Origin of the sequence: Enhygromyxa salina (assembly GCF_002994635.1) — a bacterium.
In the GTDB taxonomy this organism is placed as follows: Bacteria; Myxococcota_A; Polyangia; order Nannocystales; family Nannocystaceae; genus Plesiocystis; species Plesiocystis salina_B.
Genome location: NZ_PVNL01000097.1, coordinates 1 through 26,472, shown reverse-complemented (window position 1 = coordinate 26,472; position 26,472 = coordinate 1). Strand labels below are relative to the sequence as shown.

Sequence of the window (26,472 nt, the reverse complement as noted above, 5' to 3'; positions counted from 1 at the left end):
CGACCCCGTCGACGGTCAGGCGTAGTGAACCCGCACCTTGCCAATGATGATGCCCAGCGCGCGCTCGACCACCTCGGTCCGCTGGCTGCGAACGATCGCGTACCCGTCACCCTCGTAGCTGTCGTTCTTCGGCGCGCCGGGGGTCGGCAGCTTGGCCTCCACGACCACCTGCCCGACCGCCTCGTTGGCTTCGTCGGCGCCGCTGATCGAGGCCACGCGCCCGCGCCCGATCCCCCGCAGGTACGCGCAGCCAACCGCGTAGCTGCGCGGCCACGGGCCATCGAAGGCTTCGTCGGCGACGGCCCGCGCCCACATCCGGTAGGGGTCGGTGTCGTAGGCCAGGCCGATCATCTTGGTGATGTGGGCCCCGGGCGGTCGCTGGGCGATCTCGCCGATCGCCAGGCTGCCGTCGGGCCGCCGAAACCACTCCATGTGGGTGAAGCCGGTGTCGAGCCCGAGCACCTTCGCCGCCCGGATCGCCATGAGCTTGACGTCGTCGAACCCGGGTCCCTCGTTCTCGCGGGGGAGCACGCAGCACCACTGGATCCACGGGTTCTCGAGCACCGTCAGGCAGCTGGGTCGGTACCACGAGACCGAGACCAGGCGCGGCTCGCCGCCGAGCGTCAGGGTGTCGCAGCTGCCCTCTTGGCCCTGCAAGAATTCTTCGGCGAGCACCGGCTGCGCTGGGCTGGCGCCGAGCCCCCGCACGCCGCTGAGCAGCTCTTCGCGGGACCGGACCCGGAACGTGGCCTTGGCCCCCATCCCCGCGGGCGGCTTGAGCACCATCGGGAACCCGACCTTGGCCTCGAACGCGAGCGCGTCCTCGAGGCAGGTCACCAACATGTGGCGCGCGACCGGGAGGCCGGCGGCGCGCAGGCGATCTTTCATCTTGGCCTTGTCGCGAAACACGTCCGCGGTCTCGATGTCGGTCCCGGGCACGCTGAAGTGCGCGCGGGCCTGGGCGAGCTGGACCTGCAGCGGCTCGAGCACGCCAATGATCCGATGCGGGTGGCCATGGCGGCGGCGGATCAGGTCGATGCCGCTGACGATGTCGCGGGTCGAGAGCCCGTCGTCGATCTGCACGACATCCGCGAACAGCCGGCGGTCGGCTCCGTGCGGCGGCTCCTGCATCACGCCGCACAGGCGCACGCCCGGCAGCGAGGCGACGGCGCGTGCAAAGCGCATGGTTGTCCCGAGCGGAAACGGAGCGACGAAAACGACGGTGCGCATGCGCGAGAAAGCTATCGCGCCGCGGGCCGTCCCGGTAGCGTCGCGTGCATGCGCGTGCTCTTTCTCGGCCCGACCTATCCCCAAGAGATGCTGCAGTTCACCCGCGGGCTCGCTGAAGTCGGCGCCAAGGTCTATGGGGTCGGCGACAGCCCGCGTCGGGCCCTGCCCGCGTCGGTCAGGCCGCACCTCGAGGACTACCTGGAGGTCCCCCGGATCCTCGACGAGGACGCGGTGATCGAGCGGGCCAGCGCGTGGCTGCGCGGCCGCCAGATCGATCGGGTGCTGACCAACTGGGAGCCGACCGTGCTGCTCGCCGCCCGCCTGCGCGAGCGCTGGGGCGTGCCGGGCATGAGCGTCGACGCGGTCACGGGGTTCCGCGACAAGCAGCTCATGAAAGAGCGGGTCGCGGCCGCGGGCGTGCGGGTGCCCAAGTCCGAGCGAGTCGTCCGGCAGTCGGCGGCTGACACCGACAGCGTCCGCGCGGCCGCCAGTCGGATCGGCCTGCCGCTGATCATCAAGCCGATCGCCGGGGCTGGCAGCGCCGACACCTACAGCTGCCGCGACCAAGCCCAGCTCGACGCCGCGATCGAGGCCACCCGCCACGTCCAGGACCTCAGCGTCGAGGAGTACATCGAGGGCGAAGAGTTCACCTACGACACGATCTGCGTCGACGGCCAGCCAGTCTACGAGAACGTCGCCCAGTACCTACCCAAGCCGCTCGAGGCCCGCAGCCACGAGTGGATCAGCCCGGTGATCATCACGGTCCGGGACATGCACCAGGCCAAGATCCAAAACGGCGTCGCGCTCGGTCGCCAGGTGTTGAAGGCGCTCGGCATGGGCGACGGCTTCACCCACATGGAGTGGTTCTACACGCCCAAGGGCGAGGCGGTGTTCGGCGAGATCGGCTGCCGGCCCGGCGGCGCGCGGCTGGTCGACCAGATGAACTACACCGGCGACGTCGACCTGTTTCGCGAGTGGGCCCGGGCCAGCTGCTGGAAGGCCTTCGAGGCCCCGACCGCGCGCAAGTACAACACTGGGATCGTGTTCAAGCGCGCCAAGGGTCGGGGGCGCATCACCCGGATCGACGGGCTCGAGACCTTCAAGCGCCAGCACCGGGGCTTCGTGATCGAGGACGAGCTGCTGCGCCCTGGCACGGCGCGGCGTGACTGGAAGGCCACTCTGGTCAGCGACGGCTATCTGATGATCCGCCACCCGGACTGGGACGAGTGCAAGCGCATGTGCTTCGCGGCCGCGACCGACATCACCATGTACGCCGAGTAATTCGCGCCCGCGCGTCAGGTCGCGCGGCCCCGCTCCCAAGGGGGGATCCACATGCAGGCGGCGTGGAAATCTTCGCGAGCCAATGCTCACAGGCACTCCGCGACCCCGGCCGCTCGGAGGGCGGCGCAAAACATCCTATGCTTCCAGCCACCAGCGCGACGCGAGCCGAGTCACTCGGTCCGGGCGGGCTGCGAGGGAGCGGACCAGACATTGGACCCGACACAGGTCGCGCGAGCGCTCGACGGCGATCGCCAAGCCATGCAGCGCTTGGTCGAGCGCTTGCTGCCCGTGGTCCAGGCCGAGGTCGGGTATGCGCTGGTGCCCGGCGCCAGGATCGAGAGTCGTGATCCTCGCCAAGACGTCCGCGACTTCGTCCAGGATGTGTTCGTCCAGCTGCTGGCCAAGCAGGGCAAGGTCTTGCGCAGCTGGGATCCCGAGCGCGGGCGCTCGCTCGACAGCTTCGTGCGCCTGGTCGCCCGGCGCCAGGTCGCGGCGATCCTCGCGAGCGGGCGCCGAAGTCCGTGGGCCGACAAGCCGGTGGCCAGCGACGAGCTCGAGGGCGAGCGCGGATTTGGCCTCGGCGACCCCGCGACCGACCGGCGGGTCGAGTCCGCCGAACAGCTCGAGCGCCTGCTCGCGCGGCTCGACGAGCACCTCGACGAGCGCGGCAGGCTGCTGTTCCGCATGCTCTACGTCGAGGAGTGCAGCGTCGAGGAGGTCATGGCGTCCGCCGACATGACCCGTGACGCCGTCTACGCGTGGCGGTCCCGGTTCCGAAAGCGCGTCGCAACCCTCGCCGAGCCAGCGGAGGCCCGAGCGTAATGCACTGGTTCACCGTGGGCAGCGAGCTGTTTTCAGCGCGGGTCAGGCTTCTGACCCGCTTGCAGGAGCTGTTATCAGCTCGGGCGAGGCTCCTCGCCCGCTTGCGGGCGCCATTCGTAGACTGGTTCACCGTGGGCAGCGAGCTGTTTTCAGCTCGGGTCCGGCTTCTGGCCCGCTTGCACGCGCCATTGATGGCGTTGGATCTGCGGGTCTCGGACACAAGGGTTAAAGTGGTGTCGTCATGAGCGAAGCGCCCCCGAACGAGCTCGATGACGAGCTGCCGACCGCGCTCGGCGAGTACCTGCGCGAGCGCGAGCAGGCGCGGGTCGCCGCGCGGGCCCCCGAGTGGGAGGCAGTCGCGAGCGGGAAGCTCAGCGTCGATGCCGCGATCGCCCGCCGCGAGGCTGCCGGGGACGATCACCCTGGGCGAGCCGCCGAGTACTTCCGGCCGTTCGATGCCGACGAGACCTCCGCGCTGGTCGGTGCGCTCATGGCCGGGCTCGACGGCCACGCCGCGGATCCCAATGAGGATGAGGGCGAGGATGAGGGCGAGCCCAGCAACGTCATTCCGCTCGTGAAGCCAGCGCCCGCGCCCGAGCCCAGCGCGCCCGACTCCGACTCCGACTCACGCACGTCCCGGTGGCTCCCGGTCGCCCTGATCGTGGCCGCGGCCGCGGCCGTCCTGCTGTGGTGGGTGGTTCCGGGCCAGGGTTCGCTCGACGGCGGCGGCGGCGATGACGGACCCAAGCTCGCCCAGCGCGACGCGCTGCCCAGCTACACGCTCGAGACCGACGGTGGCCTCACGCAGCTGCGCGGGGACACGGGAGATCCCAGTCCTGCCAGCGAGCACCGCTATCGACTCCACACGCCCTTCGATTGGATCCTGCGGCCGTCCGTCGACGCAAGCGGCGAGGTCGCGGTGCGCGGGTTCGCGTTCGTGAACGGGGGCGACGTGGGCCAGCCCTTGCAACTCGACGCTCTGACGCAGATCGCCGAGAGCGGGGTGGTTCGGGTCTCCGGGACGATCGGGCAGCTCGGCCTCGCGCCTGGTCGCTATGCGATCGCGCTCGCCGTTGGACGCCCCGACGCCCTGCCGGCCACGGCCGCAGAAGTGACCGCCCCAGCCGATCAACCCGCCAACGAGCACGCCTGGGCGGTTCGGCGCGTCGAGATCACGATCGAAGAGTGATCCGCGGGCTCGCGCCCACAGCCGCCGCTCAGTCCCCGACGAGGTGGCTGCGGAGCGCCGCTGCGGCCGCGACCGTCGCCGCGGCCGCCAGCGCTGGCTCGCTCGCGCCCTGGGTCGAGCACGCGCAGTCGTCGAGATAGGTCAGCCTCACGCTGTCGTAGTCGATCGCAGGTCCGCCGTCATCGCCGACCTCGTCGCCACCGTCACCGCTCTCGTGGTTGCCGCCGTCGCCCGCGTCGTCCCCCTCGTCTCCGTCGCCGTCGCCGTGCCCTTCGCCGCCGCCCTCACCGTCGCCCTCGTCTCCGTCTCCGTCGCCATCGCCGTCGCCGTCGCCGTCGCCCGGCTCGGGAACGACCATTGGAAATGGACCGGTGATCACCAGCGTGAGGCCGTCGATCTTCATGTTGACGAACAGCGCCTTGCCGTCGGGTGACAGACAGACCCCCGACAATTCACTGCTGCTCTTGGCGTTGCGAGCGAAGTCGCGGACCTGTCCGAGCTCGTCGATCCAGCGGATGTACTGGTCGCCGTCGCCGGCCTCGCCGATGAACAGATCGCCCCAGGGCGCGACCGTGAGCGTGGCGGGACTGTCGAGCACGCTCATGTCTACCGAGGCCACGATCAGCTCCAGGGTCGCGGTCTCACCGTCGATCAAGCGAAAGATCTGACCGGCGCCGATCGGCCCACCCCGGCGCGCGCAGAAGTAGATCTGCCCCTCGTCAAACCATATCCCCTCGCCACGCACGATCCTCGCCGCGCCCTTGCTGTGGGCTTGGTCGCGGACGGTGTCGGTGTCGGGATCCGGATCGTCGATCGGCACCCACTCGACCACGAGGACTTGGTCCTCACTCATGGCTTCGGTGTCGTACTGGTCGACGTTGACGACCGCCAGCGCCTGCAGGCTCCCGACCGAGGGATCCCCCATGTCGTCGGGCACGAACCGATACAGGCACGAGTCGTTGCGATCTTCGGTCAGGTACACATAGTTGTTCGAGGGGTCGACGCAGGCCGCGGCGTGCCGAAAGCGGCCGCACCCGTCCAAGCGCTTTGGTGTCTGCACTTTGTGGGCGTCGAGCGGGCACAGGAACACGTAGCCGTGCCGGACCCCGTCGACGATGTCGACTTCCGCCTCGCACGACAACCACCCCCACGGGCTCGCGCCGCCGCCAGCGTTGCGAGCGGTGCCGACCAGCATGAGGTTGCTGGAGATCCGCGTGAGGCTGCCTGCGTCGACCACGACCCGGGTCACTCCGCCCATGCCCGCCGCGTCATAGGCTTGCGCGGCCGGGTCTTGATCACCCACGTACGGCCCGTTGCCCTCGTCCCCCAGCTCGACCTCGTGATTGCGCATGAGCACGAGCGTGTCGCTCGAATACGCGACGCAGACCATGCCGCTGGGCCGGCCCGGGACCCGATAGCCGTCGTCCATGTCGTCACCCTTGGCCTCGAGGATCTCGTATGTGAAGCCCTCTGGCAGATCCAGGATGTCGTCGGGATCCGGGATCAGATCGCCCAATTGCCCGAGCGCGGCGACCTCGCGGCGCTGGCCAAGACTGGCGAGCGCGAACGCGACGGCGGCCGAGCCACCGGTCAACATGAATTTTCGTCGTCCGATAGAGCCCATGCGCGGCACTCTCGTCGCTGAGTTCATTGATCGCAATATAATTCGTGATACCCACGACGTTTGTACTTACTGCCAATGGTGTCACGAAGCGCCATGATGGGAGTCGGTGAGCGCCCCTGTGCCGATTTCACTTTAATGGCCCATTCGCAATGACACGCAGAGTCAATTGCGAATCATGCCACCACGTGTCAGCCGGGATCGCGCGGCGGGTGCTCGCGGTGCTTGACGAACAGCCGCCAGAACACCAGCGCCGCCGCGAACCATGCGACGGCGACCAGCACCGAAGGATCCCGGTCGAGCACGACCAGCACCAACACGATCAAGCTCGACAGCGCGTAGCCGATCGCGGGCAGCGGGTACAAGGTGGTCTTGTAGGGCCGCGGCGCGTCCGGCATCTTGCGCCGCAGCACGACCACGCTCAGCACCGTCAGCGTGCCCGTGATCAGCATCGCGCTGGACGTGTAGTTGATCATCTGGTCGAGGTTGAAGGGGCTGAAGATCAGCACCACCGCGATCGCAGCCTGCAGCCACAGCGCGACGTGCGGGGTCCCGTGGCGCGGGTGCAGGTGCGCCGCTGCCTCCACGCAGTCCCCCCGCCGGGCCATCGCAAACGCGATGCGCGAGCCGATCAGCACGGTGCCGTTGAGCGAGCCGATCATCGCCAGCAGGATCAACACGGCCATCCCGGTGACCGCCGCGGGACCAAACAGCTGCACGGCCGCGGCGGTTCCGGCCTCGCCCACGCCCGGCAGCCCCGCGAACCCAAACACCGACAAGAACCCCAGGCACAGCAGCACATAGAGCGCGGTCACGAGCCCTGTGCCCCCGACCAACGCGCGCGGAATGTTGCGGCCTGGGCGGTCGATCTCGCCGGCCACGTACAGCGCCGCGTTCCAGCCCGAGTACGCGAAGTAGACCTTGAGATAGGCGTGGCCCAGGGCCGACAGACCGCCGCCGCTCGCCCCCTTGGGCGTCGCCGTGGTCCCCTCGCGCAGCGCCTCGCCGCCGCTGCTGTCGCCCAGCACGTAGACCGACACGATCAACAGCACCAGGATCGGCACGACCGTGACCAGGACCTGCAGCCAGCCCGCGATGCGGACCCCGTAGTGATTGATCAGCGTCAGCACCAACACCAGCGCCGCCGCCGTCAGCCGCGGCGCCGGGATCGTCAGACCCAGCAGCGCCACGTCGCCCCCGGCCCAGCCGCCCAGCAACACCGGGAACTGAAACTTCGCGGTTGCCACGGCCACGCTCGCCAGCGAGCCCGGAAAGATCACCAGCAGCTGCAGCCACCCGGCCGCGAACGCGATCCCCGAGCCCCAGCCGACGTGCAGGAACTCGTAGTCGCCGCCCGACCGGGGTCGCATCGCGCCGAGCTCGGCCAGACACAGCGCCCCGAACAGCGCCGCGAGCCCGCCGACGATCCACATCGCCAGGAAGGACCACGGCCCCGCCACGTTCGCCGCCACCTGCGGCGGCATGATGAAGATGCCGATGCCGAGCATCGAACCGACCACCAGCGCGATCGCGGGGAGCTGCGTGAGCTTGCGCCTCTCGCGCGAATCAGTCGGGTCCGCGGACATGTGAGGGCCGGGACGCTAGCCCAGATCGCCGCGCCTGTCTGTTCGGCCGATTGGCGCGACGGGAGGGCCGGAGGTAGGACGATCTGGCCATGTTCGAGTCGAGCTCGTGGAACCAGAGGTACGCCGAAGGCAGCGACAGGTGGACGCTCGAGCGCGTCCCCGCGGTGCTCGAGCAGCTGATCGCGATCCAGCGCGAGCGTCACCGCGTCCTGATCCCAGGCGCCGGGGTTGGCCACGACGCGTTCGCGTGGGCCCGCGCCGGTCACGAGGTCGTCGCCCTCGACTTCGCCCCGCTCGCCGTCGAGTCCATGCGCGCCCGCGCCAGCGAGCTCGGCGTCAGCGTCGAGGTGCTCGAGGCCGACGTGACCGCGCCGCCCGAGCAGCTGCGAGGCGTGATCGATCTGGTCTGGGAGCAGACCTGCCTGTGCGCGCTGCCGCCCGATGATCGCCGGGCTTACCTCGAGGCGATGGCGACGATCCTGCGACCCTCGGGCAGCATGATCGCGCTGCTGTGGAATCATGGGGACGAAGGCGGGCCGCCGTTCGACATGCCGCCCGTGTTGGTCGAGCAGCTGGTCGCGGGGGTGTTTGCGATCCGCAGGCGCGAGCGGGTCGCCGACGGGCTGTCGACTCGGGCGAATCAATATCTTTGGTGGTTGGATCCGATCCGACGCTGAGCGCGACATTGGGGACGGGTATCGTCTATGCTCCGGTGTGTTGACCGGTCTCCGCTACTCTTGCTTGGCGCTCGACGATCACGTTGTGCGACCCTCTGTCAGCCGGGTTCATCCGATCACCGTGGTCGAGGAGACCCATGGGCCTACCTAGCTGGATCGACACGATTCGACGCGAGCTCATCGTCGCACCGATCCGCGATGATCCTCGGACGCTCGATCCCTACGAGGATCCGCTCGGTGTCCCCACGAGAATCGTCTTCAACGACGTACTCGGAGGCGGACAGGCCGAGTTCGACGAAGCGTGGCATGGTCCGCGTGGGAAGCTGAGCGGCGCTGACCGAGCGTTGCTCTACGGTCTCCTCATCCTCAAGGGGCACCTGCAAGAACTCACCGCGGCCTTCGACATGCTCACGGATCGCGCGGAGATCTGGGATCCGGTCGTGCTCGACCTCGGTTGCGGGCCCGGCACGGGCGGGCTCGCGCTCGCCAACGCGCTGGGACGCGACGCTCAATTCACCTACGTAGGGGTTGATCGCGCCGCCTCCATGGCCGAGCTCGGGGAACGCTTGATGCAGGCAGCCCAGACGCTGGGCTGGATGACTTCAGTGGAGCGCTTTTGGCTCCGCGACACGGGCGAGCTCAATTGGCGCGAGCCCATCTCATGGCGGCCCGTCATCATCATCGCCAGCTACCTGCTTGCGAGCCCCACCGTCGACGCACGGGCGCTCGTCAACGGTGCGATGGAGCAGGTCAGGAAGATCGGCCGCGGTGACGTGGCGGTGCTCTACACAAACTCTGTTCGCCTCGAAGTCAACCACCAACTACCGCGCTTTCGAGACTGTCTCATCGAAGACCACGGCTTCGAGCTGATCGATGACAACGAGGGACGTATCTCGACGGGCGGGGGTCAAAACGAGCGGAGGCTCCGCTATGCTCTGTTCTTCCGCCAAGCTGGCCGAACACTCGAAGACTGATGCGACTGCCAAGTTGGACCGAGATCACTGGGGGCCCACGCGAGGTTCTCGAGACCCCGCTCGATCAGTCCCTGCTGGTCGCAGGTCCGCCAGGGTCGGGCAAGACAGCGCTCGCCATTCGGCGCGCACACATGGTCGCGGACACTGGACAACGGGTCTTGATGATCACGTTCAACCGCATGCTGCGTCGCGCCATCGGACTTCTCGAGGGCACACGAGCGCTGGAGGTCGAGACCATGCACGCTCACGTTGGCCGCGACTTCACGAGGCGAACAGGCGCACTCATCCCCGCGCCGCCCAATCGCGGGTACGATTGGATATGGGGCGAGGCCCTCGCCATGCTCGATGGACACCCGGAGGCAGGACCTAGCCATGACCACCTCATCGTGGACGAGGCGCAAGACCTCCCTTCAGAGTTCTTCAGATACGCGCGGCTGCACCTGGCGCCGGTCGTGTCCGTGTTCGCGGACGAGAACCAGGCCATCACCCGCCAGAGCTCGACACTCCAACAGATCAGGCGCGCGGGCGCGTTGCCGCCTGCGATCATGCTGGTCGACAACCACCGCAACACCCCAGAGATCGTCGCGGTCGCCAACCATTTCCACGCGGGTCGCCTGCCCACGCTGCGCGTCCGACGTCCAGGTGGTGACCGGCCCAGGCTCGTGCACCACAGCGACCTCGGACAGACGTGCGCAATGATCGCGCGGTGGTTCACGACAACGGGCGGCTCGATCGGTGTCGTCGTCGAGCGCAACTCGACCGGGTGGCAGCTGCATCGGTCGCTCCGTGCGCGTGTCGATGGCCGCGTGGACATGTACGACAGCAAGCATCCCAACGAGGGTAGGATCGAGCTGTTCACGCCGGGGATCACGATCCTCAACCACCGCTCGATCAAGGGCCAGGAGTTCGACACGCTGTTCGTGCTGGAGCTCGAGCAGTTTTTGCCATGCTCGGCAGCAGTTCAGAGGCAGATCATGTACATGATCTGCTCGCGCCCGCGAGACTACCTGTTCATGGTATCAGTACCCAGCGCTCTCTCTGCCGCGGCCCTCGCCGTCCTCCCCGGCCCTGACGTGCTCGAACGAGTCTGATGTCCACCCGCTCCCAACTCGCGCTCGACCTGGCGCCTAGCACGCAATCTGCTCAGTTCATGGGCTCGCAGGATCGTGCCGTGGGTTCGTTCGGGCTCTGCCTCGATCATCGAGCGTTGTTCGATGGCCTCGCAAGCGAGTGGCTCGAGCCCAGTCAACACGGTCATCTGCTCGTGCGTGGCGAGTTTGCAAGGCCAGCCGAAGCGTACGAGGAACGCTCCGCCAACCTGATCCTGGTTCGGGCACACGTCGAGCTTCGTGCGGACGCCGACCACCGAGTTTGGTCGCTGCGTGAGGGTGCATGGGTCGAGCTGAGCCTGCGCGAGCTCGACCAGCGAGATGGCGTGCTGTGGTGGCCCGGTCCGCTGTCCACTCACGGTCTCACCTTGCTCGAGGTCGCGACAGACGAAGAGCGGGCCCGGCTCGTCGGGATCGCACGGCAAGTCTCCAACCTCAACGTTCCCCCTGTCAGTGTCTCGCACCCCAATTTCATGGCGGAGACGCTCCCTGCTCCGCCGGTCTCGGGAGCCGCGCCTCGTGGCTCCGCATTCCATGACCGCGTCCGCGGGGCGGCGGCCATGGGCTGGTGGGCGTTGCCCCGGACAGAGCCCTGGTTCGACCTGATGGTCGCGTCGTTCAACGGAGCCCCTGACGCCTTCACCGACGCGCTCGAGCTCGTCGAGGCGCCCTGGTTGGCGGAGCTTCCCTGGAGGGTTCCGGACTCGGAGCGTCTGGCTCGCAGGGACCCGGATACAGTCTTGTGGTCAGCCGCCTGTCGTGTCGCGCAGACGTGGACCGACCGTGCCTCGACAGCGCTGGTCGCCGCGATCACCGAGGCATCGATCGCCGCGGCGCCCGAGCTCACTGACCCGCTGCTCGCGTGGGGTCGGGACACTCGCTCCATCCTCCGGGCCGAGCGCGACCTGGACACTGACGCTGGATTTGCGGTTGGTGCGGCGTTGCAGCTGGTTCTGACTCGCAGCGCGCCCGAGCGCTACAAGACGTGGGCGAGGGATCATCGAGCTATTCCTCCAGCCGTTTGGTGGACTGGCGCGCTGCTCTCGGGGCTCTTGTGCGGATACCGAGATCTGGCGACCACGTTCCGCGGCAACCAGAGCCTGCGTGAGTTTCTGGCGCACAAGCTGCTCGAGCCCGAGGGAGCCGCTGCACGCCTCAGCTGGACTTTCTCCAACGACCGCATCCACTTCCTCGCCAACGGCCAAACCTTCACGACCAAGCCGCGCACGGCTCGCAGCCACTGGTACAACGCGAGTCTCGATAATGAGCGCAACCACGCGGCTGCGCTCGCGCTGGTCAAGCAGCTCGGCTGGCCGTGCGTCGTTCGTGAGCTGGTGCTGCGCGATCAAGTGCTCGGCATCCGCGGTGGTGGCTCGCTGGAGGTCACCGAGTCGGAGCTTCGGACAGCTGGCCACGTACGCTTGAGCATCCCGCGAGACGTCGAGATCCAGGATTCGGTTGATCATGTCGCGTTTCGGCGCTCGCTCGTGACGCAAGGGGGCGACTTGCGTGAGCCCCCCCTGGTGCCCGCGCTCACCTACGACGTGCTCGACATCCCCGAGATCCACGTCAGCGATGTGGGTATCGACCGGGCGGCCCTGCCCCTAACGAGTGCCCGACGAGCAGTCGGCGAGGTCCCGGGTCTCTTCTACGTCTCGGAGTTCTTGACGCAGCGCGAGTCGGAGGAGATCGTCGAGCACATTGATCGTGCGCCGTGGCTCAATGAGCTCAAGCGCCGTGTTCAGCACTACGGATGGAAATACAATTATCGTGCTCGCGAGGTAACCCGCGACATGAAGATTGGTCCCCTGCCCGCATGGGCCAAGGAGATTGCCGAGCGCATGGCAAAGGCCAAGCTCCTCCCGTGGATCGCGGATCAAATGATCGTCAATGAGTATGTCGAGACTCAGGGCATCTCGAAGCACATCGACTGTGTCCCCTGCTTCGAGGCCGAGATCGCCATGATCAGCCTGGTCGAGCCGTGGCACATGCGCTTCCGACCGCCCAAGAGCAAGCAAAAAGTCGACATCGAACTCGAGGTGTGCAGCCTCGCAATCATGACTGGCCCAGCCCGCTACGACTGGACCCATGAGATTCCCTCGCGGAAAACCGAACCCGGTGGAAGGATCCGCAAGCGCCGGATCTCGCTGACCTTCCGCAAGGTCAAGCTCGCGTAGACGCGGCATGCCCACCTCACAGCGCTGACGACCAACCACCTCCACGCAGCGGAGACGATCGCGGCAAACCGAGGAGCGCACAAAGGCCGGACGAGGTCCCAGCCCGAACGTTCTGGCGCGGCGGAAAGTCCCAGCGAAGCCCCGGCCCTCCCGAAGTCCACATTAACCCGAGAGGAATCGGCCCACGATCTTCAGCCAATCTTCGGGCTGGGACCTCGTCCAGCCCGTGCGCGTTGCCACGTCGGACCCACAGACCACCGCGAACACAAAACCTCAAGCCCCAACAATCGCAGCCTCGATCAGATCCGCGATCGTCTCCGCCTCATCCCCCCGCAGGCACAGCGGCGGACACACCCAGATCATCCCCCCACGCGAAGGCAAGAACACCCCCAGTTCCCAAGCCTTCGCAACCACAGCCTCGGCGCCGCGATCCAGCTCCAGCGCCCGCATCAACCCAAACCCACGCTGCCCGACCACGCACGCGTGCCGCTCGATCATCTCGGCAAACCGCCGCTCGAACACCTGCCCGACCCGCTCGGCGTTCTCGGGCAGCTGCTCGCTCGCCAGCACCTCCACGCTCCCGACCGCGGCCGCGCAGCTGACCGGGTGCGCGTAGTGGGTCAGCCCGCACCACAGCACCTCATCGTCAAACCGCTGGGCCAGCGCGTCGCTGACCATCACCCCAGCCAGCGGCGCGTACCCGGAGGTCAGCCCCTTGCCGATCGTCATCATGTCGACCTCGACGCCCCAGCGATCGCGGGCGAACCACCGCCCGGTCCGGCCAAAGCCAGAGAAGATCTCATCGTCGATCAGCAGGATCCCGTGCGCATCGCAGACCGCCCGCACCCCCGGCCAAAAGTCGTTGGGTGGGTGCTGCATGCCGTTGGTGCCGGTGAAGCCCTCGAGCAGGATCGCCGCGATGGTCTCGGCGCCCTCGCGCGCGAGCAGCTCGTGCAAGCTCTCGAGCCAGTCCGACGCGCGCCTAGCCGTGGGCGCGCGAGCCGGGTGTGGATCTTCGATATGCAGCGGCGCGCGCATGGTCGCGGCGAACGGCTGCTTGCGTGGATCACCAGCGATCTCGAGCACCGCCAGGGTCGCGCCGTGGTACGAGCTGCGCCGCGCGATCACCTTGGTCCGACCGGTCGCGAGCCGGGCGATCTTGATCGCGTTCTCGACCGCCTCGGCCCCGCCGGTGGTCAAGAACGCCTTGGCCATGCCCGTGTGCTCCGCGAGCAGCTCACCCAAGGTCGCGCGGATCTTCAGCACGCCGTTGGGCGCACACGCTGGCAGCTCGCCGATCTGCTCGATCATCCGCGCCTGCACGTGCGGGTGCTTGTGACCGACGTTGACGTTGTAGACCTGGCTCTCGAGATCCCACACCCAGCCCTTGCCAGCGACCTCGAACCTGGCTCGATCGGCGTTGATGATCTCCATCGTGCGTGCGCGGTCTTGGGCCGACCAGGTGAAGAACAGGTGCGCTCGCTGTCGCTGGGTCAGGTTCATGATGGCTCCTCGCTCGTCTTGTCGACGAGCAGCGGGGTCTCGAAGCGGGTCTCGTGGATCGTGTCGGCCGCGCCGCGGCGCCACAGCGCACGACCAGTGCCGAGCTCGGCGGCCCACATGCTGTTCGCGCGCAAGTCAGCCCGGGGGAACGCGGCGGCCTCGACCTCGGCGAAGAACGCCAGGACCGACGCCGCGGTGTCGGGGCGCCGCTGGACGTACATGGTGGAGGCCAGCTCGAGCCGACGAAAGCTGCGAGGGCTGCGGGGCCGGGCCTCGCGCTGGCGCAGCGAAGGATCAAAGCAATGGTTGGCGTGCACGTGACCGGTCTTACGGCCGATCCGAGTCAGGATCCGCTCGGCGCCGAGCTGCTCATAGCCAAAGAAGCTGGGGCCGTCGGCCAGCATCCAGTTGCGCCCATCGGCCAGGTCCGTCGCAGCGATCTGGGCGCAGGCTTGCTCGAGCCGCGGCGCGGCCAGCAACCGCCGCAGCAGCGCCGAGCCGATGATCCCAGGCCCGCAGCGCTCGGGTCGCAGCACGTTGCCCAGCACCGCGTGTCCCGACGCCGAGATCCCCGCGAGCCCGAGACTCCCCGGCAACCCGTAGACCCACGCCAAGCGCGATGATGCAGAGCCAACCGACACCTGTCGCAGCGCCACGTGCTCGGCCTCGAGCGGCGACATCGCCCACGCGCCCGCCAGCACTGGGCCGTTGGGTCCGTCGACGTAGAGCCCGAGCGAGCGCTCGACCTCGGCGCCGGTCAGCAGCTCGACCAGGCCGCCATCGAGCAGCAGCAATTCAGACAGCGGCCGGTCGCACGCGGCCGCCACCGCGCTGAGCTGGGCGGCCTCATCCGGCGCGTGCGCGAGCAGGCGGTCGGCGTGGACCTGCAGCGCGGCGAGCTCGACACCCGCGCGCGCGAGCAGCTCGGCGCGGCCCTCGAGGAGCTCGCGGATCAGCGCTGGATCGGCGCCACCGGGCTCGGGCTCACGCGTACTCATGCCGCTCGCGAGCTCCCAGGTCGAGCCCAGATCCCGCGCCGATCGCGTCGAGCAAGATCGTCCGCACCGGACCGCGCAACGCGGCTGGCGCAATGTCGAGCGCGGGCACGAAGCACAGCGTGTCGGGCAGCCCCCGTGCAAGCAGCAGGCCCTTGGCGCGACACCTCGCCTGGACCGTCTCGGCCTGCTCGGCGCCCGCGAGCGAGAGCGTGCGGTACAGCCCCTGCCCGCCCACGCGAGCCCCGTCGCCAGCCGCGGTCGCGGCCTCGCGCACGAGATCGTCCAGGGCGTTGATCGCAGGTCCGAGCTCGAGCCGATGCGCCGCGCGCAGGTGCTCGTGGGTGCGGATCTGCGAGAGCTCGTCGCCGTCCCAGGTGCTGATCAACATCAGCGGGGTCCCGACCCACCAGCGCGAGTCGATGAAGATCTGTCCGAGCTGCCCGCCCGGGTACCAGAGCACCAGGTTGGGACAGAAGCTGGGGTCGAGCCCGTCGAGGCCCCACGCCCCTGCCCCGCTCCGGTACCCACCCGACGCGGTCTCGACCACCGCCAGCGGGATCCCGTGGGCCGAGCACAGCTTGCTCAGCGCCAGCGCGGCCGCGCTGCTCAGGACCTTGCCCGATCGCTCACCGACGACCTCGACGAACAAGCCGATCACCGCGTCGGCGCCGTGCGCCTCGATCAGCGCAGCCAGAGCCGCGACGCAAGCCTCCGCGCCGACGTCGGCCGGGTGTGGGAGCAACGGCCAGTCGAACATCGCAAACCCGGGGCCAAACCCAGCGGGATCACTCAACGAGCGGGCGGAGGCGGTGGTGTGGCCGAGGTACCCGCCCTCGAAGCCGACCGCGATCGTGGCCGCGGGCCGGGTCATCTTGATGCAGCGCAGCGACTTGTCGAGCAGCTCGTCGCGCGAGCTCGTCGTGTAGAGATGCCCGGTGCCGCGCGGCAAGATCGCCCGCAGGTGCTCGATGAACTGAATCGAGTCCGGCGTGGCCCAGTTGCTCAGGTTCAGGCGCGAGGCGGTCGGCCCGACCAGCTCCCGCGTGGCCATGAACGCGGGCCGCGGGCCAAACGGCGCCTGGACTCCGCTCGCGAGATCATGCCCGTGTGGACCCTGCTGCTCAAGCGGCGCCGGGCTGCGCAACGGGATCCGGTAGTACTCGGCCTGGGCGTCGCCGCCGTATTGGTTGTCGAGCACCTTGGCCGTGTAGGCCCCGAGTGATCGCGCGAGCCCGGCCATGCTCGTGGTCAGCCCCACGCGATTGCGACCCGAGACGAAGGTGTAGCCATTCGCCCGGGCCCAGCGGATCTGCTCGGTCTTGAGCGCGCGCCCGACCCCGTTGCCGCGGGCCTGATCGGACACGGTCAGATCCGCTGCATAGAGGGTGTGACCGACCCCGCGAAACCGATCGCCGTCGGGACCCGAGACGTCGGGATAGTGCTCGAGCGGCGCCGCGAACACGAACCCCAGCAGCTCGCCGGTCTCGACGTCGCGCGCGACCAAAGCGACGCCAGCGGCCGCGGTCTCGCGCAGGAACTCCTCGCTGTCGCTGCGCTCGGGCTCGTACGCGCGCTGCTCGAGGGCCATGACCTCGGCCCAGTCGTCCTCGCTGATCTCGCGGATCTCGAACCACCGTGTGCGCCGATGCGGGGCGCCCTCGCGCGCGCAGGTCTGCGCGGTGGGATCGTCGAGCCGACGCAGCGCCGTCGAGACCCGCGCGAACAGATCGTCGAGGTGGGCCAGCTCCCAGCACGCGCCCAGCCGAAACCGGATGGTCTGCTCGCCCGCGTGGTAGGTCATGAAGCCCCGCGCGAACCGTTGGTTGATGAACGCGTCGCGCTCGCGGGCCGAGGGCAGGTCGAACGCGAACGCCGTCCCCGCCACGCGCGGCTCGCTGACGAGGCCGGGGAACTCGGCGACCAGCAGGTGCAGTCGCTCGCGGATCGGGGCCTCGAGCGCGGCCTGCAGGTGCGCGGTCTCGGCCTGGATCAACCCACGCAGCGCCGAGGCGACGTTGACCGGCGCCGGCTCTTCGTCGGCCCAGCGCGACAACACCACGCCGAGCCCGGCCTTCTTGGCGCAGGTCAGCAGATCGGGCGCGGTCTCGGGGCTGTCGCCGAGCCCCAGCTTCGTCCACCAAAAGAACGAGCCAGAGGTCCCGAACCCGGTCTGGACCTCGTCGACGATCAGCGGCAAGCCGTGGGCGCGGCTGAGCTCGCGGACCCCCAGCAAGAACTCGCGGGTGAGGTGGATGTCGCCGCCCTCGGCCATCATTGGCTCGACGATGACCGCGTAGAGCTCGTCGCCGCGCTCGCGCAGCGTGGCCTCGAGCGCGCTGAGATCCCGCGGACAAAACACCGCCTCGAACCCGGGCATGTCCACCCCTTTGCGCTTGGCCGGGTTGGAGGTCGCGCCGAGGGTCACCAGGGTCCGGCCATGAAACGAGCCGTCGAACGCCAACACCCGGCGCCGGGCGGGGTCGGGCCCGTGCAGCCGTGCGAGGCGCAGGGCCTTCTCGTTGGCCTCGGCCCCGCCCGCGCACACGAAGCTCGCGTGGGCGAGCCCGGCGGGGGCCTGGCCCAGCAAGAACGCCGCGTACTCGTCGAGCTCCGGCACGGCTGCGATGGTGTTGTCGGGGTTGGCCCACAAGCAGCGGTCAAACCGACCTTCGTGCAGGCCCTGCAAGATACCCGGATTCGCGAAGCCCTCGTTCAAGGTCGCGATCTGACTGCACGCGTCGAGCAGGACCATGGGTGGCTCGTCGACCGACACCATGTAGGGTCCGCAGCTGCGGCGCGTGTCGATGACCTGGGGCTTGCGCTCACGCGGGACCAGCTCGCCGTGGTACAGCCGCTCGAGCCACGCCGCCGACTGCGGCAGCGCCCCTTGCTTGGGAATTCGCACGCGAGAGGTCTCGCGCCGGACCGGTGCCCCCGGCGCTGGGGACTCCTCGCGGTGGAGGATTTCGAGCAACTCGAGCGCGCGGGAATGCTGGGGATCTCGGCTCACGCCCCAAGTGTACGAGGGCGCCGCAGCCACGGACATGTCGCCGATTGCGGCGTCTTGCCGAATTCGCGCGGACATCGCGGGTCTGGTGGGCTCCGACGGTGGGGCGGTTGGACCATCTGGTCGCTGCCCGCGATTTGGGTAAAGGTAGGGTCGATGTCCCGCCTCGACCTTCGCGCTGCGTTCTATGGTGGCGCCGGGTTCACGCTCTACCACGCGTGGGGGCCAAACTCGGCGCTGCCGCTGAGCCCTCACTTTCACGACGAGTACCTGATCTGCGCGCAGCTCCAGGGCGAAGAAGAGTGCCAGGTCAGCGGCAAGACCGAGCGCTTCTCCGCGGGTGAGGTCGTGCTCATCAACCCGCAGCAGGTTCACACCGGCAACCAGACCGGCAACCAGGAGCTCGAGTACCTCAGCCTGTACGTCGACCGTGAGGTCGTCGAGCAGCTCGCCGCCGAGCTCGGGGCGCCCACCGCCACGCCCGAGTTCACCGTGATCAAGGCCGGCCCCCACGCCGAGCTGATCGCCCGGCTCGTGGACTTGCTGGGCCTGGTCCGCGAGCACCACGGCAGCCGCCTGTACCCTCACCCGGGCACCCCGGCGGATCCCGAGATCGAGCTGCCCGACGACGCCACCGCGCACGTGCACGCGCCCGCGCCAGCGGCTCCGCCCGATCTCTCGATCGACTCGGCCCTGCACGAGGTCGTGCTGCTCGCGTTCGAGGAATTCTCCAATCTTCGCCAGCCGATGTTGCGCTCGACCAACCGCGTCGGCCACCGCAAGATCGCCCGCTCGGTCGAGTTCATCCGCAACCTCGAGACCAGCGAGGGCGCGGCGAACGTGACCCTCGACGAGCTCGCGGAGGTCGCGGGCCTGTCGAAGTACCACTTCTTGCGGCAGTTCTCGCAGGTGGTTGGGATGACGCCCGGGGCGTATCTGCGGACCCTGCGGCTGTGCCACGCCGCGCGGAAGCTGCGGACCACCGAGCTCCCAATCCTCGAGGTCGCGCTCAGCGTCGGGTTTGCGGATCACCCCTCGTTCTCGCGGGCGTTCGCGCGGCACATGGGCATGACACCCAGCGAATATCAAAAGCTGGGGCCGATCTGATCGGAGCTGGGGTATTGTCGCGCAGGCGCCCTGCGTCTGTGTGATGAACGCGATCATCGACGAACTCGAGCTGCAACCGGGCGATCGCTACGGTGAATTCGAGATCCTGAAGGTCCTTGGTCGCGGCGGCTTCGCCCGGGTGTTCGCGGCCCGCTCGCCGCAGTTCCCGGAACCGATCGCGCTCAAGCTGTCGCGCACGCCGATCACCGAGGAGGCCATGGCGATCCGGGCGCTGCGCGAGATCAGGATCCTCCAGAACCTGCGCAATCCCTACGTCGTGCACATCCTCGACAACGGCATGGGCGAGGACGAGCGGTGGTTCATGGTCATGGAGCTGCTCGAGGGTCAGACCCTGCTCGACCACTATGACTTCGCCGAGCCCATGCACCCCGCCCGGGCGATCCGCATGATCTACGAGGCCTGCGTCGGGCTCGACGAGGCCCACGAGATGGGCATCGTGCACCGCGATCTCAAGCCCGAGAACATGTGGATCAGCGCGGGCACGCACACCTGCAAGGTCATCGACTTCGGGCTCGCCCGCGCGTGGGACCCCGGCTCGACCATGGGCACCGACGCCACCGTCGGTCACATGCTGATCGGCACCCCGCACTACGCCCAGCCGGAGCAGGTCGCGTCTGGTGTGCTGGTCCCCGCCAGCGACATCTACAGCCTCGGCACGATCCTCTACGAGCTGCTGTGCGCGCACAGTCACCTGTTCGCCGATGAGCCGCTCGACCACGCGCGCGAGCGTCTGCGCGATGATCCACTCGGTTGGCTGGCGGCCCATGTCAAGCGCGAGCTGGTCCCGATCGATCACTACCCGATCGGCCAGCAGCTGCCCGAGCCGGTCCGCGCCACGCTGCACTGGATGCTGGCCAAGCAGCCCGAGCATCGGCCCGCCCGAGGTGGGGTCGCGGCCGAGCACCTCGCCTGGATCCTGCACACGATCTACGCCACGCCGGTCGCCACGCTGCTCCGCACCGCCCGGCCCGACGGGTCCAACCCCAGCCAGCTGTTGATCCCCGGCGGCTACGAGCTCGGCAACACCAAGGCTTGCGCGATCGAGATCCCCGCCGGCGGGCCGGCCCGGGTCCACGCCACGCTGCGCTGGCTCGGGCCTGGCCACCACGCTGTGCTATCTCCGACCGAGCCACACGGGACCGTGTGGGTCAACGGCCACCTGCTCGAGCGTCCGGTGCTGCTGGTGCCGGGCACCTACTTCGACGTGGCCGGCACGCGCATGGGGCTCGACTATCCCCCGACGCCCGCTCACCTGACTGACTGATCGAATTCCCCGCCATGGCTCAAGTGATCATTGAAGAGCTCGAGCTCCGCGCCGGGGACCGCTACGACGACTTCGAGATCCTCGCCGTGCTCGGTCGGGGCAGCTACGCGCGGGTGTTCGCGGCCCAGCACCCCAGCTACGGCGATCGAGTGATCGCGCTCAAGATCTCGCGGGTGCCGCTCAGCTCGGAGACCACCGCGATCCGGGCGCTGCGTGAGATCCGGGCGCTGCAGTCGCTGCACAACCCCAACGTCGTCCACATCCTCGATCACGGGATGGGCTCCGACGAGCGCTGGTACATGGTCATGGAGCTGCTCGACGGCAGCACGCTGCTGCAGCTGCACGACTTCGACGAGCCCATGTTGCCCGAGCGCGCGCTTGGCCTGATCTACCAGGCCTGCGTCGGTCTCGACGAGGCGCACCGACAGGGCATCGTGCACCGCGACGTCAAGCCCGAGAACCTGTGGATCTGTCGGCGCCGCGCTGGGGCCACGCGCCGCACCGAGCAGCTCAAGGTCATCGACTTTGGGCTCGCGCGGGCCTGGGATCCCAGCGTGACCGTGGGCGAGCAGGCCACCATCGGCCACATGCTGATCGGCACCCCGCACTACGCCCAGCCCGAGCAGGTCGAGTCCGGGATCCTGACCCCCGCGAGCGACGTCTACAGCCTCGGCGTGGTGCTCTACGAGCTGCTGACCGGGCGCGTGCCCTACTTCCCCGACGAGCCCTGGGCCAGCGTGGTCCTGCGCTTGTCACAAAAGCCGATCCGGTGGTTGGGGGCCCACGTCAAGAAGGACCTGGTCCCGATTCAGGAGCACCCGCAGGGGCGCATGCTCAGCGACGACGCCCGCGCCGTCGTCCACGCCATGTTGGCCAAGGACCCCGAGCAGCGACCCGCGACCGGCGGCGTCGCAGCGCGGATGCTGGCCGAGATCCTTCACAACGAGTACGAGCTGCCGGTCGCCGCGACCCTCGATCTCGAGCGCAGCAGCGAGATCATCGTACCGGGCAGTCACACGATCGGCGAGCAGACCGGCACCGTCGCGCTGGCCGGGATCGGCGGCGGGGCAGCGTGGGGCGAGGCGCGGATCGTGGCCAAGCTCGACTGGCTCGGGCCGGGGGCTCCAGCTGTGCTCACGCCGGTCGAAGCGGGGCTGTGTCGGGTTGGCGGCCGAGCCATCACCGAGCCCGTGCAGCTCGACGACGGGGTGTCGATCGAGCTTGGGGCGCTGTCCATGCGCCTGCACTATCCTGTGATTTAGGCGCTTGATTCAGGCCTTTGATTTAGGCCCCTCGCTGACCGGCGGACCGCAAACTCTGGCATCTGTCGCTCGCCGGACACCGCGTGCTAGCGTGCGCTCGTGGCGGAGGTCGACCGCAGGCCCGAGGTGCCCAGCGCGCTGGCCAGCATCACGCTGGTCGACGCGGACGACAACACCTACACGCTCGGCGAGCTCTGGTCCGAGCGTCCGGTCGTGCTCATCCACCTGCGTCACTTCGGGTGCATTTTGTGCCGCCACTACGCCGGCGCGCTGCGGGACTTCTACGGCGACTTCGAGGCTACAGGCGCGCGGCTGATCGCGATTGGCACCGGGGGCCGCCAGTACGCGCGCGAGTTCGTGGCCGAGCGAAAAATCCCCTACCTGGTGCTGGTCGACAAGACCATGGCCAGCCACGAGGTCATCCGCGTCAAGCAGGGCCAGTGGTTTGGCATCCTCCGACCCAGGGTCTTGTGGGCGGCGCTGAAGGCCAGGATCTACGGCGCGCGCCAGGGCAAGACCGGGCCCAATCCATTCAAGTTTGGGGCCACCCATGTGATCGGGCCCGGCGGCGTGCTGCACTACGCGTGGGTCAACGACGACTATCACGACAACGCGCCGGTCGACACGCTGCTCGCCCTCGCCAAGCGCGTCACCGCGCACGACTGAGAGACCGGGGGTGTTATCGTGGCTCCGCTGCGGGGGGACCATGACCACGGACAAATCGGATCTCGAGCACGTCGAGCGGCGCCAGCAAGAGCAGATGCTCAAGCTGGTGACCAAGGGCTTCTTCAACGAGCTGGTCAACTATGGCGTGCCCAAGGGCGACATCGTGACGATCGCCACGCACCTGCTCGGCCACGTGTCGCACCAGGAGAACCAACCCAGCAAGCAGGACCACTTCTACAGCCGGATCTTCGACGTCAGCAACATCAGCGATCGCTGGGCCGACGAGCAGCTGCTGCAGGTCGATCGCAGCGTGGTGCTGCGCCCGCTCGACGACGGCCTGCTCGATCGCGTCAGCGAGTGGTTGGCCGAGCCGGGGGTTCGATCGAGCTTTGTGACGCCCTACCCCACGACCACGGCAGGCCCCGACGGACCCGCGGGGACCGAGCGGCTCGCGGCTCACTTTGCCAGCGCGGCGTGTCGGTACTTTTGTATCGAGTACGAGGGCGAGCCGGTCGGGATCATTGGCGCCGAGAACCTCGACGAGCACGCGCGGCGGCTCGAGATGCGCAAGCTCGTGGGTCACCGCGAGCTGCAGGGCATGGGGATCGGCAAGCGGGCGACGTTTGCGTTCTTGTATTACGCGTTCAAGATCTTGGCGTACGAGAAGGTCTATATCTATTCAACTGATGTCAACGTGCGGAACCTGAACTTGAACAGTCAGTTTGGGTTTGCGCTGGAGGGCGTGTTCTTGCAGGAGCTGCAGGGCGCGGCGGAGCGCCTGGACATCTTGCGCATGGGCCTGATGCGCTCGCGGTGGGTGGAGATCTTCGAGGACGGATCAGCAGCGCGCTGAGCTGCGAACCCGCTGGGCCGCCGCGACCGTGGCGACGATCGCCTCGATCACGCCCTCGTCGCGGACGATCCGACGATGGCCCAGCCCATTGACGGCGTGCAGCGTCGCGTTTTGCCAGTGTCGAGCGTGGTCCAGCGCGTCGGCGAACGGGATCTCCCGATCGTCCTTGCTGTGAATCACCAACGCCGGCTGACGCAGCTGCCGACCGAGCGTGGCGATCGAGAGCTGCTCGGCTGGCGCGCCGACGATGCCCTGGATGCGGGTCTCGAACTGCCGCGTCGCCGCCGGAGCCAGACCCAACATCGCCGCGAACCGACCGAGTACGCCCTCGACGTTGGAGGGGCCCGCGATCAGCACGGCCTGCTCGGCCCGAAGCCCGCGACTGAGCGCGACCGCGACCGCAGGCACGCCCATCGAGTGTCCGATTACCGCGGCGAACGGACCGAGCTGCCGATCCGCGGCGAGCAGCGCGTTGGCGAACGCGATCGGGTGTGCGTGGCGACCCGGCGACTGCCCGTGGGCTGGCCCGTCGATCGCGACCAGCTCGAAGCCCGCGCGATCGAGCTGCTCGGCGAGCGGGCCCCACTGGGTCGCCCGCCCCTCCCAGCCGTGGATCGCGAGGATCCGCGGGCCCCGACCAAAGCGCAGCGCCGAGAGCTGCTCGAAGTCGGGTCCGCCAGCGATGGTCAGCCGCTCGCCCTGTTGCTCGCTGATCAACTCGCGCACCGGAGGCGCGTGGCGCCGCGGGGTCGTGAACAAGTGCGCGGCGATCCTGGCCGAGACCCGGGGGACCACCGGTGAGAGCAATCCGTTGGCGGTGCGAATCAGCGAGAGGGTGTTGGGCATGTCCCCGAGTCTGGCGCCGACGCGTCGTGCGTCCAATGCATTACTATCATAGTGACCATGACTCAGACGCAACTCACCCAGATCGACCTCAACCTGCTCGTGATCCTCGATCTGTTGCTCACCGAGGAGAGCGTGAGCGCGGCTGCACGGCGCCTGCGACTGAGTCAGTCGGCGGTCAGTCGCTCGCTGGCCAAGCTGCGCGAGCTGTTTGACGACGAGCTGTTCGTGCGCACCGGGCGGGGCATGCGTCCAACTCGCCGCGCGCGCGAGCTGGCCGCCCCGCTGCGCCGAGCGCTGGGCGATCTCGGCGGGCTGCTCGAGCCGCGCGCGCGCTTTGATCCCCTGACCGCGCAGCGGAGCTTTCAGATCGCGGCCATGGACTACAGCCAGCTGACGCTGCTCGGGCCGTGGATGGGGGGCCTGGCCGAGCGAGCGCCGGGGGTCGACGTGGTCGTGCGGCAGCTGTCGGTCCAGAGCCGGCGCGAGCTCGAGGCGGGGAGCCTGGATCTGTACGTCTCGCCGCGGTTTCGCAGCGCCGCGGGGGTGGTCTGGACGCCGCTCCACGAGGACACCTACTCCTGTGTGGTCTGGGCGGAGCACGCGAGTCGTCGGCTGTCGCTGTCGCGCTACGTGAAGCTCGAACATGTGTTGGTCGCCCCGGGCGAGCGACCGGGCGGCGTCGTGGATCGCACGCTCGCCGAGCAGGGGCTGAGCCGACGGGTGAGCGTGCAAGTGCCGACGTTCTCGAGCGTGCCGTACTTGCTGGTTGGGACCCAGCGCGTGGCGACCTTGCCGTCGCGGATCGCGGCCCGGTTTGTCGAGGTCCATCCGCTGCGCGTGCTCGAGCCGCCGATCGAGCTGCCCCCCGTCGTGCTGCACCTAGGGTGGCATGAGCTGCATCGCAGCGACCCTGGCCACGCGTGGTTGCGCGAGCAGCTGATCAGCGTGGCCCGCGAGGCGCGGTGACAGTTCGCTGCCTGCAAGCGGATCAGAAGCCTGACCCGAGCTGAAACAGCCCGCTGCCCACGCTGAACCAGTCTACGAATGCCGCCTGCAAGCGGGTCAGAAGCCTGACCCGAGCTGATAACAGCTCTTGCAAGCGGGTCAGAAGCCTGACCCGAGCTGATGACAGATCGAGCTATCCACGAATCACGCGGACGTATTAGACTCGGGGCCATGGCCAGTCAGCGTCGGATAAATGCCATTCACCTGTGGGATCTGAGAAAGCCCGAGCATCACCGTCGGTACAAGTACAAGCTCCACCGGCCTTATGACGTCGACACCGGGATCGTGCCGCCGCGGCGGCTGGCGGTCGCGGACGACTACGTGGTGCTCGACGCCGACGGGCGCATCTACATCAAGGCCCAGTACGCGTGGGACGGACCGAGCGGGCCGACCCGGGATACGCTGGACTTCATGCGTGGGTCGCTGGTTCATGACGCGCTGTATCAGCTCATGCGCGAGAACTTGCTGCCCCGGAGTCACCGCGATGACGCGGACCGGCTGCTCGAGCGGATGTGCTGCGAGGACGGCATGAGCAAGCTGCGGGCGGCGCGGGTCTACTGGGCTGTGAAGCACTTTGGCGCGAGCCACACGAATCCGCGCCCGGGACCGCCACTGATCGTCGCCCCCGGCGGCTGACCCCTGCCCGAAGGTCCTGTACCTGCTTGTTTGTATAGTTTGACCTTCTTTAACAACGTTCAGATACCTGCTAGCGGCCCGGAACTATACATGTGTTCAGACTGAACAGGTGGCCTATTTAGCGCGGAAGCTGCCCCCTGCCCGAAGGTCCTGTACATCCATATCCGTTCAGCGTGAACAGAAAAACAGCGACAGCTCCATCAGTCCAGCCACCACTAGACCGACATGAAAAACCGATGCTCATGCGGCTCCGCCAGCTCGGCCCGATCCCCCCGCTCAGCGTTCCGCAGCAACCTCATGATCTGAGGCCCCAGCGCATCAACCTCACTCGACGCAAAGCTCTCCCCCCCAAACACCGCCACATTCCGCGCCTGTCGCTCCAACACCCGCGCGTCCTGCTTGAAGATCGCCCGCGCCAGCGGCCCAAGCACGGGCGAGACCACCACCGAAGGCAACGGCAACCGAAAGCTGATCACCGCCGTCAGCCGAGTCCGAGTGTCGGTGATCGGCGTCAGCGCGCTAACCGTACAAATATGGCTACGATCACCCAGCCGATACTCAACCTCGGTAATGCTCGGCAGCACGAACCGATCAAAGTGCTCCACCACGCCCCCCCCCGGCGCGAGCAGCCGACCCAC

Annotated in this window: 21 protein-coding genes and 1 pseudogene; 14 read left to right on the top strand and 8 right to left on the bottom strand. The window is 68.3% G+C overall.

The window, feature by feature from the left end:
- Positions 1–15: 15 nt before the first annotated feature.
- Entirely contained in the window at positions 16–1,230 is a 1,215-nt protein-coding gene (locus ENSA7_RS23880; protein ID WP_106091647.1) for an ATP-grasp domain-containing protein, read from the bottom strand.
- 48 nt (positions 1,231–1,278) lie between these two features.
- On the opposite strand from ENSA7_RS23880, the gene ENSA7_RS23875 reads away from it, so the two are divergent.
- From ENSA7_RS23875 to ENSA7_RS23860, 3 genes are all read left to right on the top strand, one after another.
- Positions 1,279–2,511, top strand: coding sequence for an ATP-grasp domain-containing protein (locus ENSA7_RS23875; protein ID WP_106091646.1), 1,233 nt, complete (start codon positions 1,279–1,281; stop codon positions 2,509–2,511).
- 210 nt (positions 2,512–2,721) lie between these two features.
- Positions 2,722–3,333, top strand: coding sequence for an RNA polymerase sigma factor (locus ENSA7_RS23870; RefSeq protein ID WP_106091645.1), 612 nt, complete (start codon positions 2,722–2,724; stop codon positions 3,331–3,333).
- Between the two features lie 241 nt (positions 3,334–3,574).
- Entirely contained in the window at positions 3,575–4,522 is a 948-nt protein-coding gene (locus ENSA7_RS23860) for a hypothetical protein (protein WP_106091643.1), read from the top strand.
- Between the two features lie 28 nt (positions 4,523–4,550).
- Here ENSA7_RS23860 and ENSA7_RS23855 read toward each other — a convergent pair whose 3' ends face one another.
- Together ENSA7_RS23855 and ENSA7_RS23850 are read right to left on the bottom strand one after the other, a co-directional pair.
- Positions 4,551–6,146: an alkaline phosphatase PhoX gene (locus ENSA7_RS23855; RefSeq protein ID WP_244923886.1), complete on the bottom strand. Its 1,596-nt coding sequence runs from the start codon at positions 6,144–6,146 to the stop codon at positions 4,551–4,553.
- A gap of 188 nt (positions 6,147–6,334) precedes the next feature.
- Positions 6,335–7,729 (bottom strand): APC family permease, encoded by a 1,395-nt coding sequence (locus ENSA7_RS23850; protein ID WP_106091641.1) that lies wholly within the window; start codon positions 7,727–7,729, stop codon positions 6,335–6,337.
- 89 nt (positions 7,730–7,818) lie between these two features.
- On the opposite strand from ENSA7_RS23850, the gene ENSA7_RS23845 reads away from it, so the two are divergent.
- The 4 genes from ENSA7_RS23845 to ENSA7_RS23830 all read left to right on the top strand — a co-directional run bounded on the left by ENSA7_RS23845 (position 7,819) and on the right by ENSA7_RS23830 (position 12,666).
- Positions 7,819–8,406 carry a methyltransferase domain-containing protein gene (locus ENSA7_RS23845; RefSeq protein WP_106091640.1) on the top strand — a complete coding sequence of 196 codons (588 nt, stop codon included), beginning with the start codon at positions 7,819–7,821 and terminating at the stop codon, positions 8,404–8,406.
- A 137-nt stretch (positions 8,407–8,543) separates the two neighbouring features.
- The gene (locus ENSA7_RS23840; RefSeq protein ID WP_106091639.1) at positions 8,544–9,380 is read left to right on the top strand and encodes a class I SAM-dependent methyltransferase; all 837 of its coding nucleotides are present in this window, start codon (positions 8,544–8,546) and stop codon (positions 9,378–9,380) included.
- A complete protein-coding gene (locus tag ENSA7_RS23835) occupies positions 9,380–10,471 on the top strand; it encodes an AAA family ATPase (protein WP_106091638.1) in 1,092 nt (363 codons plus the stop codon). Before ENSA7_RS23840 ends, ENSA7_RS23835 begins: the two co-directional genes overlap by 1 nt.
- Complete coding sequence (locus ENSA7_RS23830; protein ID WP_106091637.1) at positions 10,471–12,666, top strand: alpha-ketoglutarate-dependent dioxygenase AlkB; 2,196 nt, start codon at positions 10,471–10,473, stop codon at positions 12,664–12,666. Before ENSA7_RS23835 ends, ENSA7_RS23830 begins: the two co-directional genes overlap by 1 nt.
- A 273-nt stretch (positions 12,667–12,939) precedes the next feature.
- Here the strand turns inward: ENSA7_RS23830 and ENSA7_RS23825 are convergent, their stop codons facing one another.
- Genes ENSA7_RS23825 through ENSA7_RS23815 form a run of 3 tightly spaced genes read right to left on the bottom strand, consistent with a single transcriptional unit; the run spans position 12,940 to position 18,177 of the window.
- Positions 12,940–14,169 (bottom strand): aminotransferase class III-fold pyridoxal phosphate-dependent enzyme, encoded by a 1,230-nt coding sequence (locus tag ENSA7_RS23825; protein ID WP_106091636.1) that lies wholly within the window; start codon positions 14,167–14,169, stop codon positions 12,940–12,942.
- Positions 14,166–15,167 carry a hypothetical protein gene (locus ENSA7_RS23820; protein ID WP_106091635.1) on the bottom strand — a complete coding sequence of 334 codons (1,002 nt, stop codon included), beginning with the start codon at positions 15,165–15,167 and terminating at the stop codon, positions 14,166–14,168. Before ENSA7_RS23820 ends, ENSA7_RS23825 begins: the two co-directional genes overlap by 4 nt.
- Positions 15,154–18,177: an aminotransferase class III-fold pyridoxal phosphate-dependent enzyme gene (locus tag ENSA7_RS23815; protein ID WP_181234041.1), complete on the bottom strand. Its 3,024-nt coding sequence runs from the start codon at positions 18,175–18,177 to the stop codon at positions 15,154–15,156. Before ENSA7_RS23815 ends, ENSA7_RS23820 begins: the two co-directional genes overlap by 14 nt.
- Before the next feature lie 153 nt (positions 18,178–18,330).
- Here ENSA7_RS23815 and ENSA7_RS23810 point away from each other — a divergent pair, with 153 nt between their 5' ends.
- The 5 genes from ENSA7_RS23810 (at position 18,331) to ENSA7_RS23790 (ending at position 23,347) form a co-directional block, all read left to right on the top strand.
- Entirely contained in the window at positions 18,331–19,281 is a 951-nt protein-coding gene (locus ENSA7_RS23810) for an AraC family transcriptional regulator (protein ID WP_181234040.1), read from the top strand.
- 43 nt (positions 19,282–19,324) lie between these two features.
- Positions 19,325–20,566 carry an FHA domain-containing serine/threonine-protein kinase gene (locus ENSA7_RS23805; protein ID WP_106091632.1) on the top strand — a complete coding sequence of 414 codons (1,242 nt, stop codon included), beginning with the start codon at positions 19,325–19,327 and terminating at the stop codon, positions 20,564–20,566.
- 14 nt (positions 20,567–20,580) lie between these two features.
- On the top strand, positions 20,581–21,828 hold the full coding sequence (locus ENSA7_RS23800; RefSeq protein ID WP_106091631.1) for a serine/threonine-protein kinase: 1,248 nt from the start codon (positions 20,581–20,583) through the stop codon (positions 21,826–21,828).
- A gap of 99 nt (positions 21,829–21,927) precedes the next feature.
- Complete coding sequence (locus ENSA7_RS23795; protein WP_106091630.1) at positions 21,928–22,494, top strand: peroxiredoxin-like family protein; 567 nt, start codon at positions 21,928–21,930, stop codon at positions 22,492–22,494.
- Positions 22,495–22,534: 40 nt separating this feature from the next.
- The gene (locus ENSA7_RS23790) at positions 22,535–23,347 is read left to right on the top strand and encodes a GNAT family N-acetyltransferase (protein WP_106091629.1); all 813 of its coding nucleotides are present in this window, start codon (positions 22,535–22,537) and stop codon (positions 23,345–23,347) included.
- On the opposite strand, the gene ENSA7_RS23785 is transcribed toward ENSA7_RS23790, so the two are convergent.
- The gene (locus ENSA7_RS23785; protein ID WP_106091628.1) at positions 23,333–24,193 is read right to left on the bottom strand and encodes an alpha/beta fold hydrolase; all 861 of its coding nucleotides are present in this window, start codon (positions 24,191–24,193) and stop codon (positions 23,333–23,335) included. The genes ENSA7_RS23790 and ENSA7_RS23785 overlap by 15 nt on opposite strands.
- A gap of 57 nt (positions 24,194–24,250) precedes the next feature.
- On the opposite strand from ENSA7_RS23785, the gene ENSA7_RS23780 reads away from it, so the two are divergent.
- Entirely contained in the window at positions 24,251–25,159 is a 909-nt protein-coding gene (locus tag ENSA7_RS23780) for a LysR family transcriptional regulator (protein WP_106091627.1), read from the top strand.
- Positions 25,160–25,369: 210 nt separating this feature from the next.
- A complete protein-coding gene (locus ENSA7_RS23775) occupies positions 25,370–25,834 on the top strand; it encodes a DUF1353 domain-containing protein (RefSeq protein WP_106091626.1) in 465 nt (154 codons plus the stop codon).
- A 215-nt stretch (positions 25,835–26,049) separates the two neighbouring features.
- Here ENSA7_RS23775 and ENSA7_RS23770 read toward each other — a convergent pair.
- Positions 26,050–26,472 (bottom strand): annotated as a pseudogene (locus tag ENSA7_RS23770) (aromatic ring-hydroxylating oxygenase subunit alpha); the annotation flags it as partial.

Bases quoted from the DNA above. Each gene is read 5' to 3' on its own strand.
- ENSA7_RS23880 (WP_106091647.1), bottom strand. From the start codon at position 1,230: ATGCGCACCGTCGTTTTCGTCGCTCCGTTTCCGCTCGGGACAACCATG.
- ENSA7_RS23875 (WP_106091646.1), top strand. From the start codon at position 1,279: ATGCGCGTGCTCTTTCTCGGCCCGACCTATCCCCAAGAGATGCTGCAG.
- ENSA7_RS23860 (WP_106091643.1), top strand. From the start codon at position 3,575: ATGAGCGAAGCGCCCCCGAACGAGCTCGATGACGAGCTGCCGACCGCG.
- ENSA7_RS23855 (WP_244923886.1), bottom strand. From the start codon at position 6,146: ATGGGCTCTATCGGACGACGAAAATTCATGTTGACCGGTGGCTCGGCC.
- ENSA7_RS23850 (WP_106091641.1), bottom strand. From the start codon at position 7,729: ATGTCCGCGGACCCGACTGATTCGCGCGAGAGGCGCAAGCTCACGCAG.
- ENSA7_RS23845 (WP_106091640.1), top strand. From the start codon at position 7,819: ATGTTCGAGTCGAGCTCGTGGAACCAGAGGTACGCCGAAGGCAGCGAC.
- ENSA7_RS23840 (WP_106091639.1), top strand. From the start codon at position 8,544: ATGGGCCTACCTAGCTGGATCGACACGATTCGACGCGAGCTCATCGTC.
- ENSA7_RS23835 (WP_106091638.1), top strand. From the start codon at position 9,380: ATGCGACTGCCAAGTTGGACCGAGATCACTGGGGGCCCACGCGAGGTT.
- ENSA7_RS23830 (WP_106091637.1), top strand. From the start codon at position 10,471: ATGTCCACCCGCTCCCAACTCGCGCTCGACCTGGCGCCTAGCACGCAA.
- ENSA7_RS23825 (WP_106091636.1), bottom strand. From the start codon at position 14,169: ATGAACCTGACCCAGCGACAGCGAGCGCACCTGTTCTTCACCTGGTCG.
- ENSA7_RS23820 (WP_106091635.1), bottom strand. From the start codon at position 15,167: ATGAGTACGCGTGAGCCCGAGCCCGGTGGCGCCGATCCAGCGCTGATC.
- ENSA7_RS23810 (WP_181234040.1), top strand. From the start codon at position 18,331: ATGTCCCGCCTCGACCTTCGCGCTGCGTTCTATGGTGGCGCCGGGTTC.
- ENSA7_RS23805 (WP_106091632.1), top strand. From the start codon at position 19,325: ATGAACGCGATCATCGACGAACTCGAGCTGCAACCGGGCGATCGCTAC.
- ENSA7_RS23800 (WP_106091631.1), top strand. From the start codon at position 20,581: ATGGCTCAAGTGATCATTGAAGAGCTCGAGCTCCGCGCCGGGGACCGC.
- ENSA7_RS23790 (WP_106091629.1), top strand. From the start codon at position 22,535: ATGACCACGGACAAATCGGATCTCGAGCACGTCGAGCGGCGCCAGCAA.
- ENSA7_RS23785 (WP_106091628.1), bottom strand. From the start codon at position 24,193: ATGCCCAACACCCTCTCGCTGATTCGCACCGCCAACGGATTGCTCTCA.
- ENSA7_RS23780 (WP_106091627.1), top strand. From the start codon at position 24,251: ATGACTCAGACGCAACTCACCCAGATCGACCTCAACCTGCTCGTGATC.
- ENSA7_RS23775 (WP_106091626.1), top strand. From the start codon at position 25,370: ATGGCCAGTCAGCGTCGGATAAATGCCATTCACCTGTGGGATCTGAGA.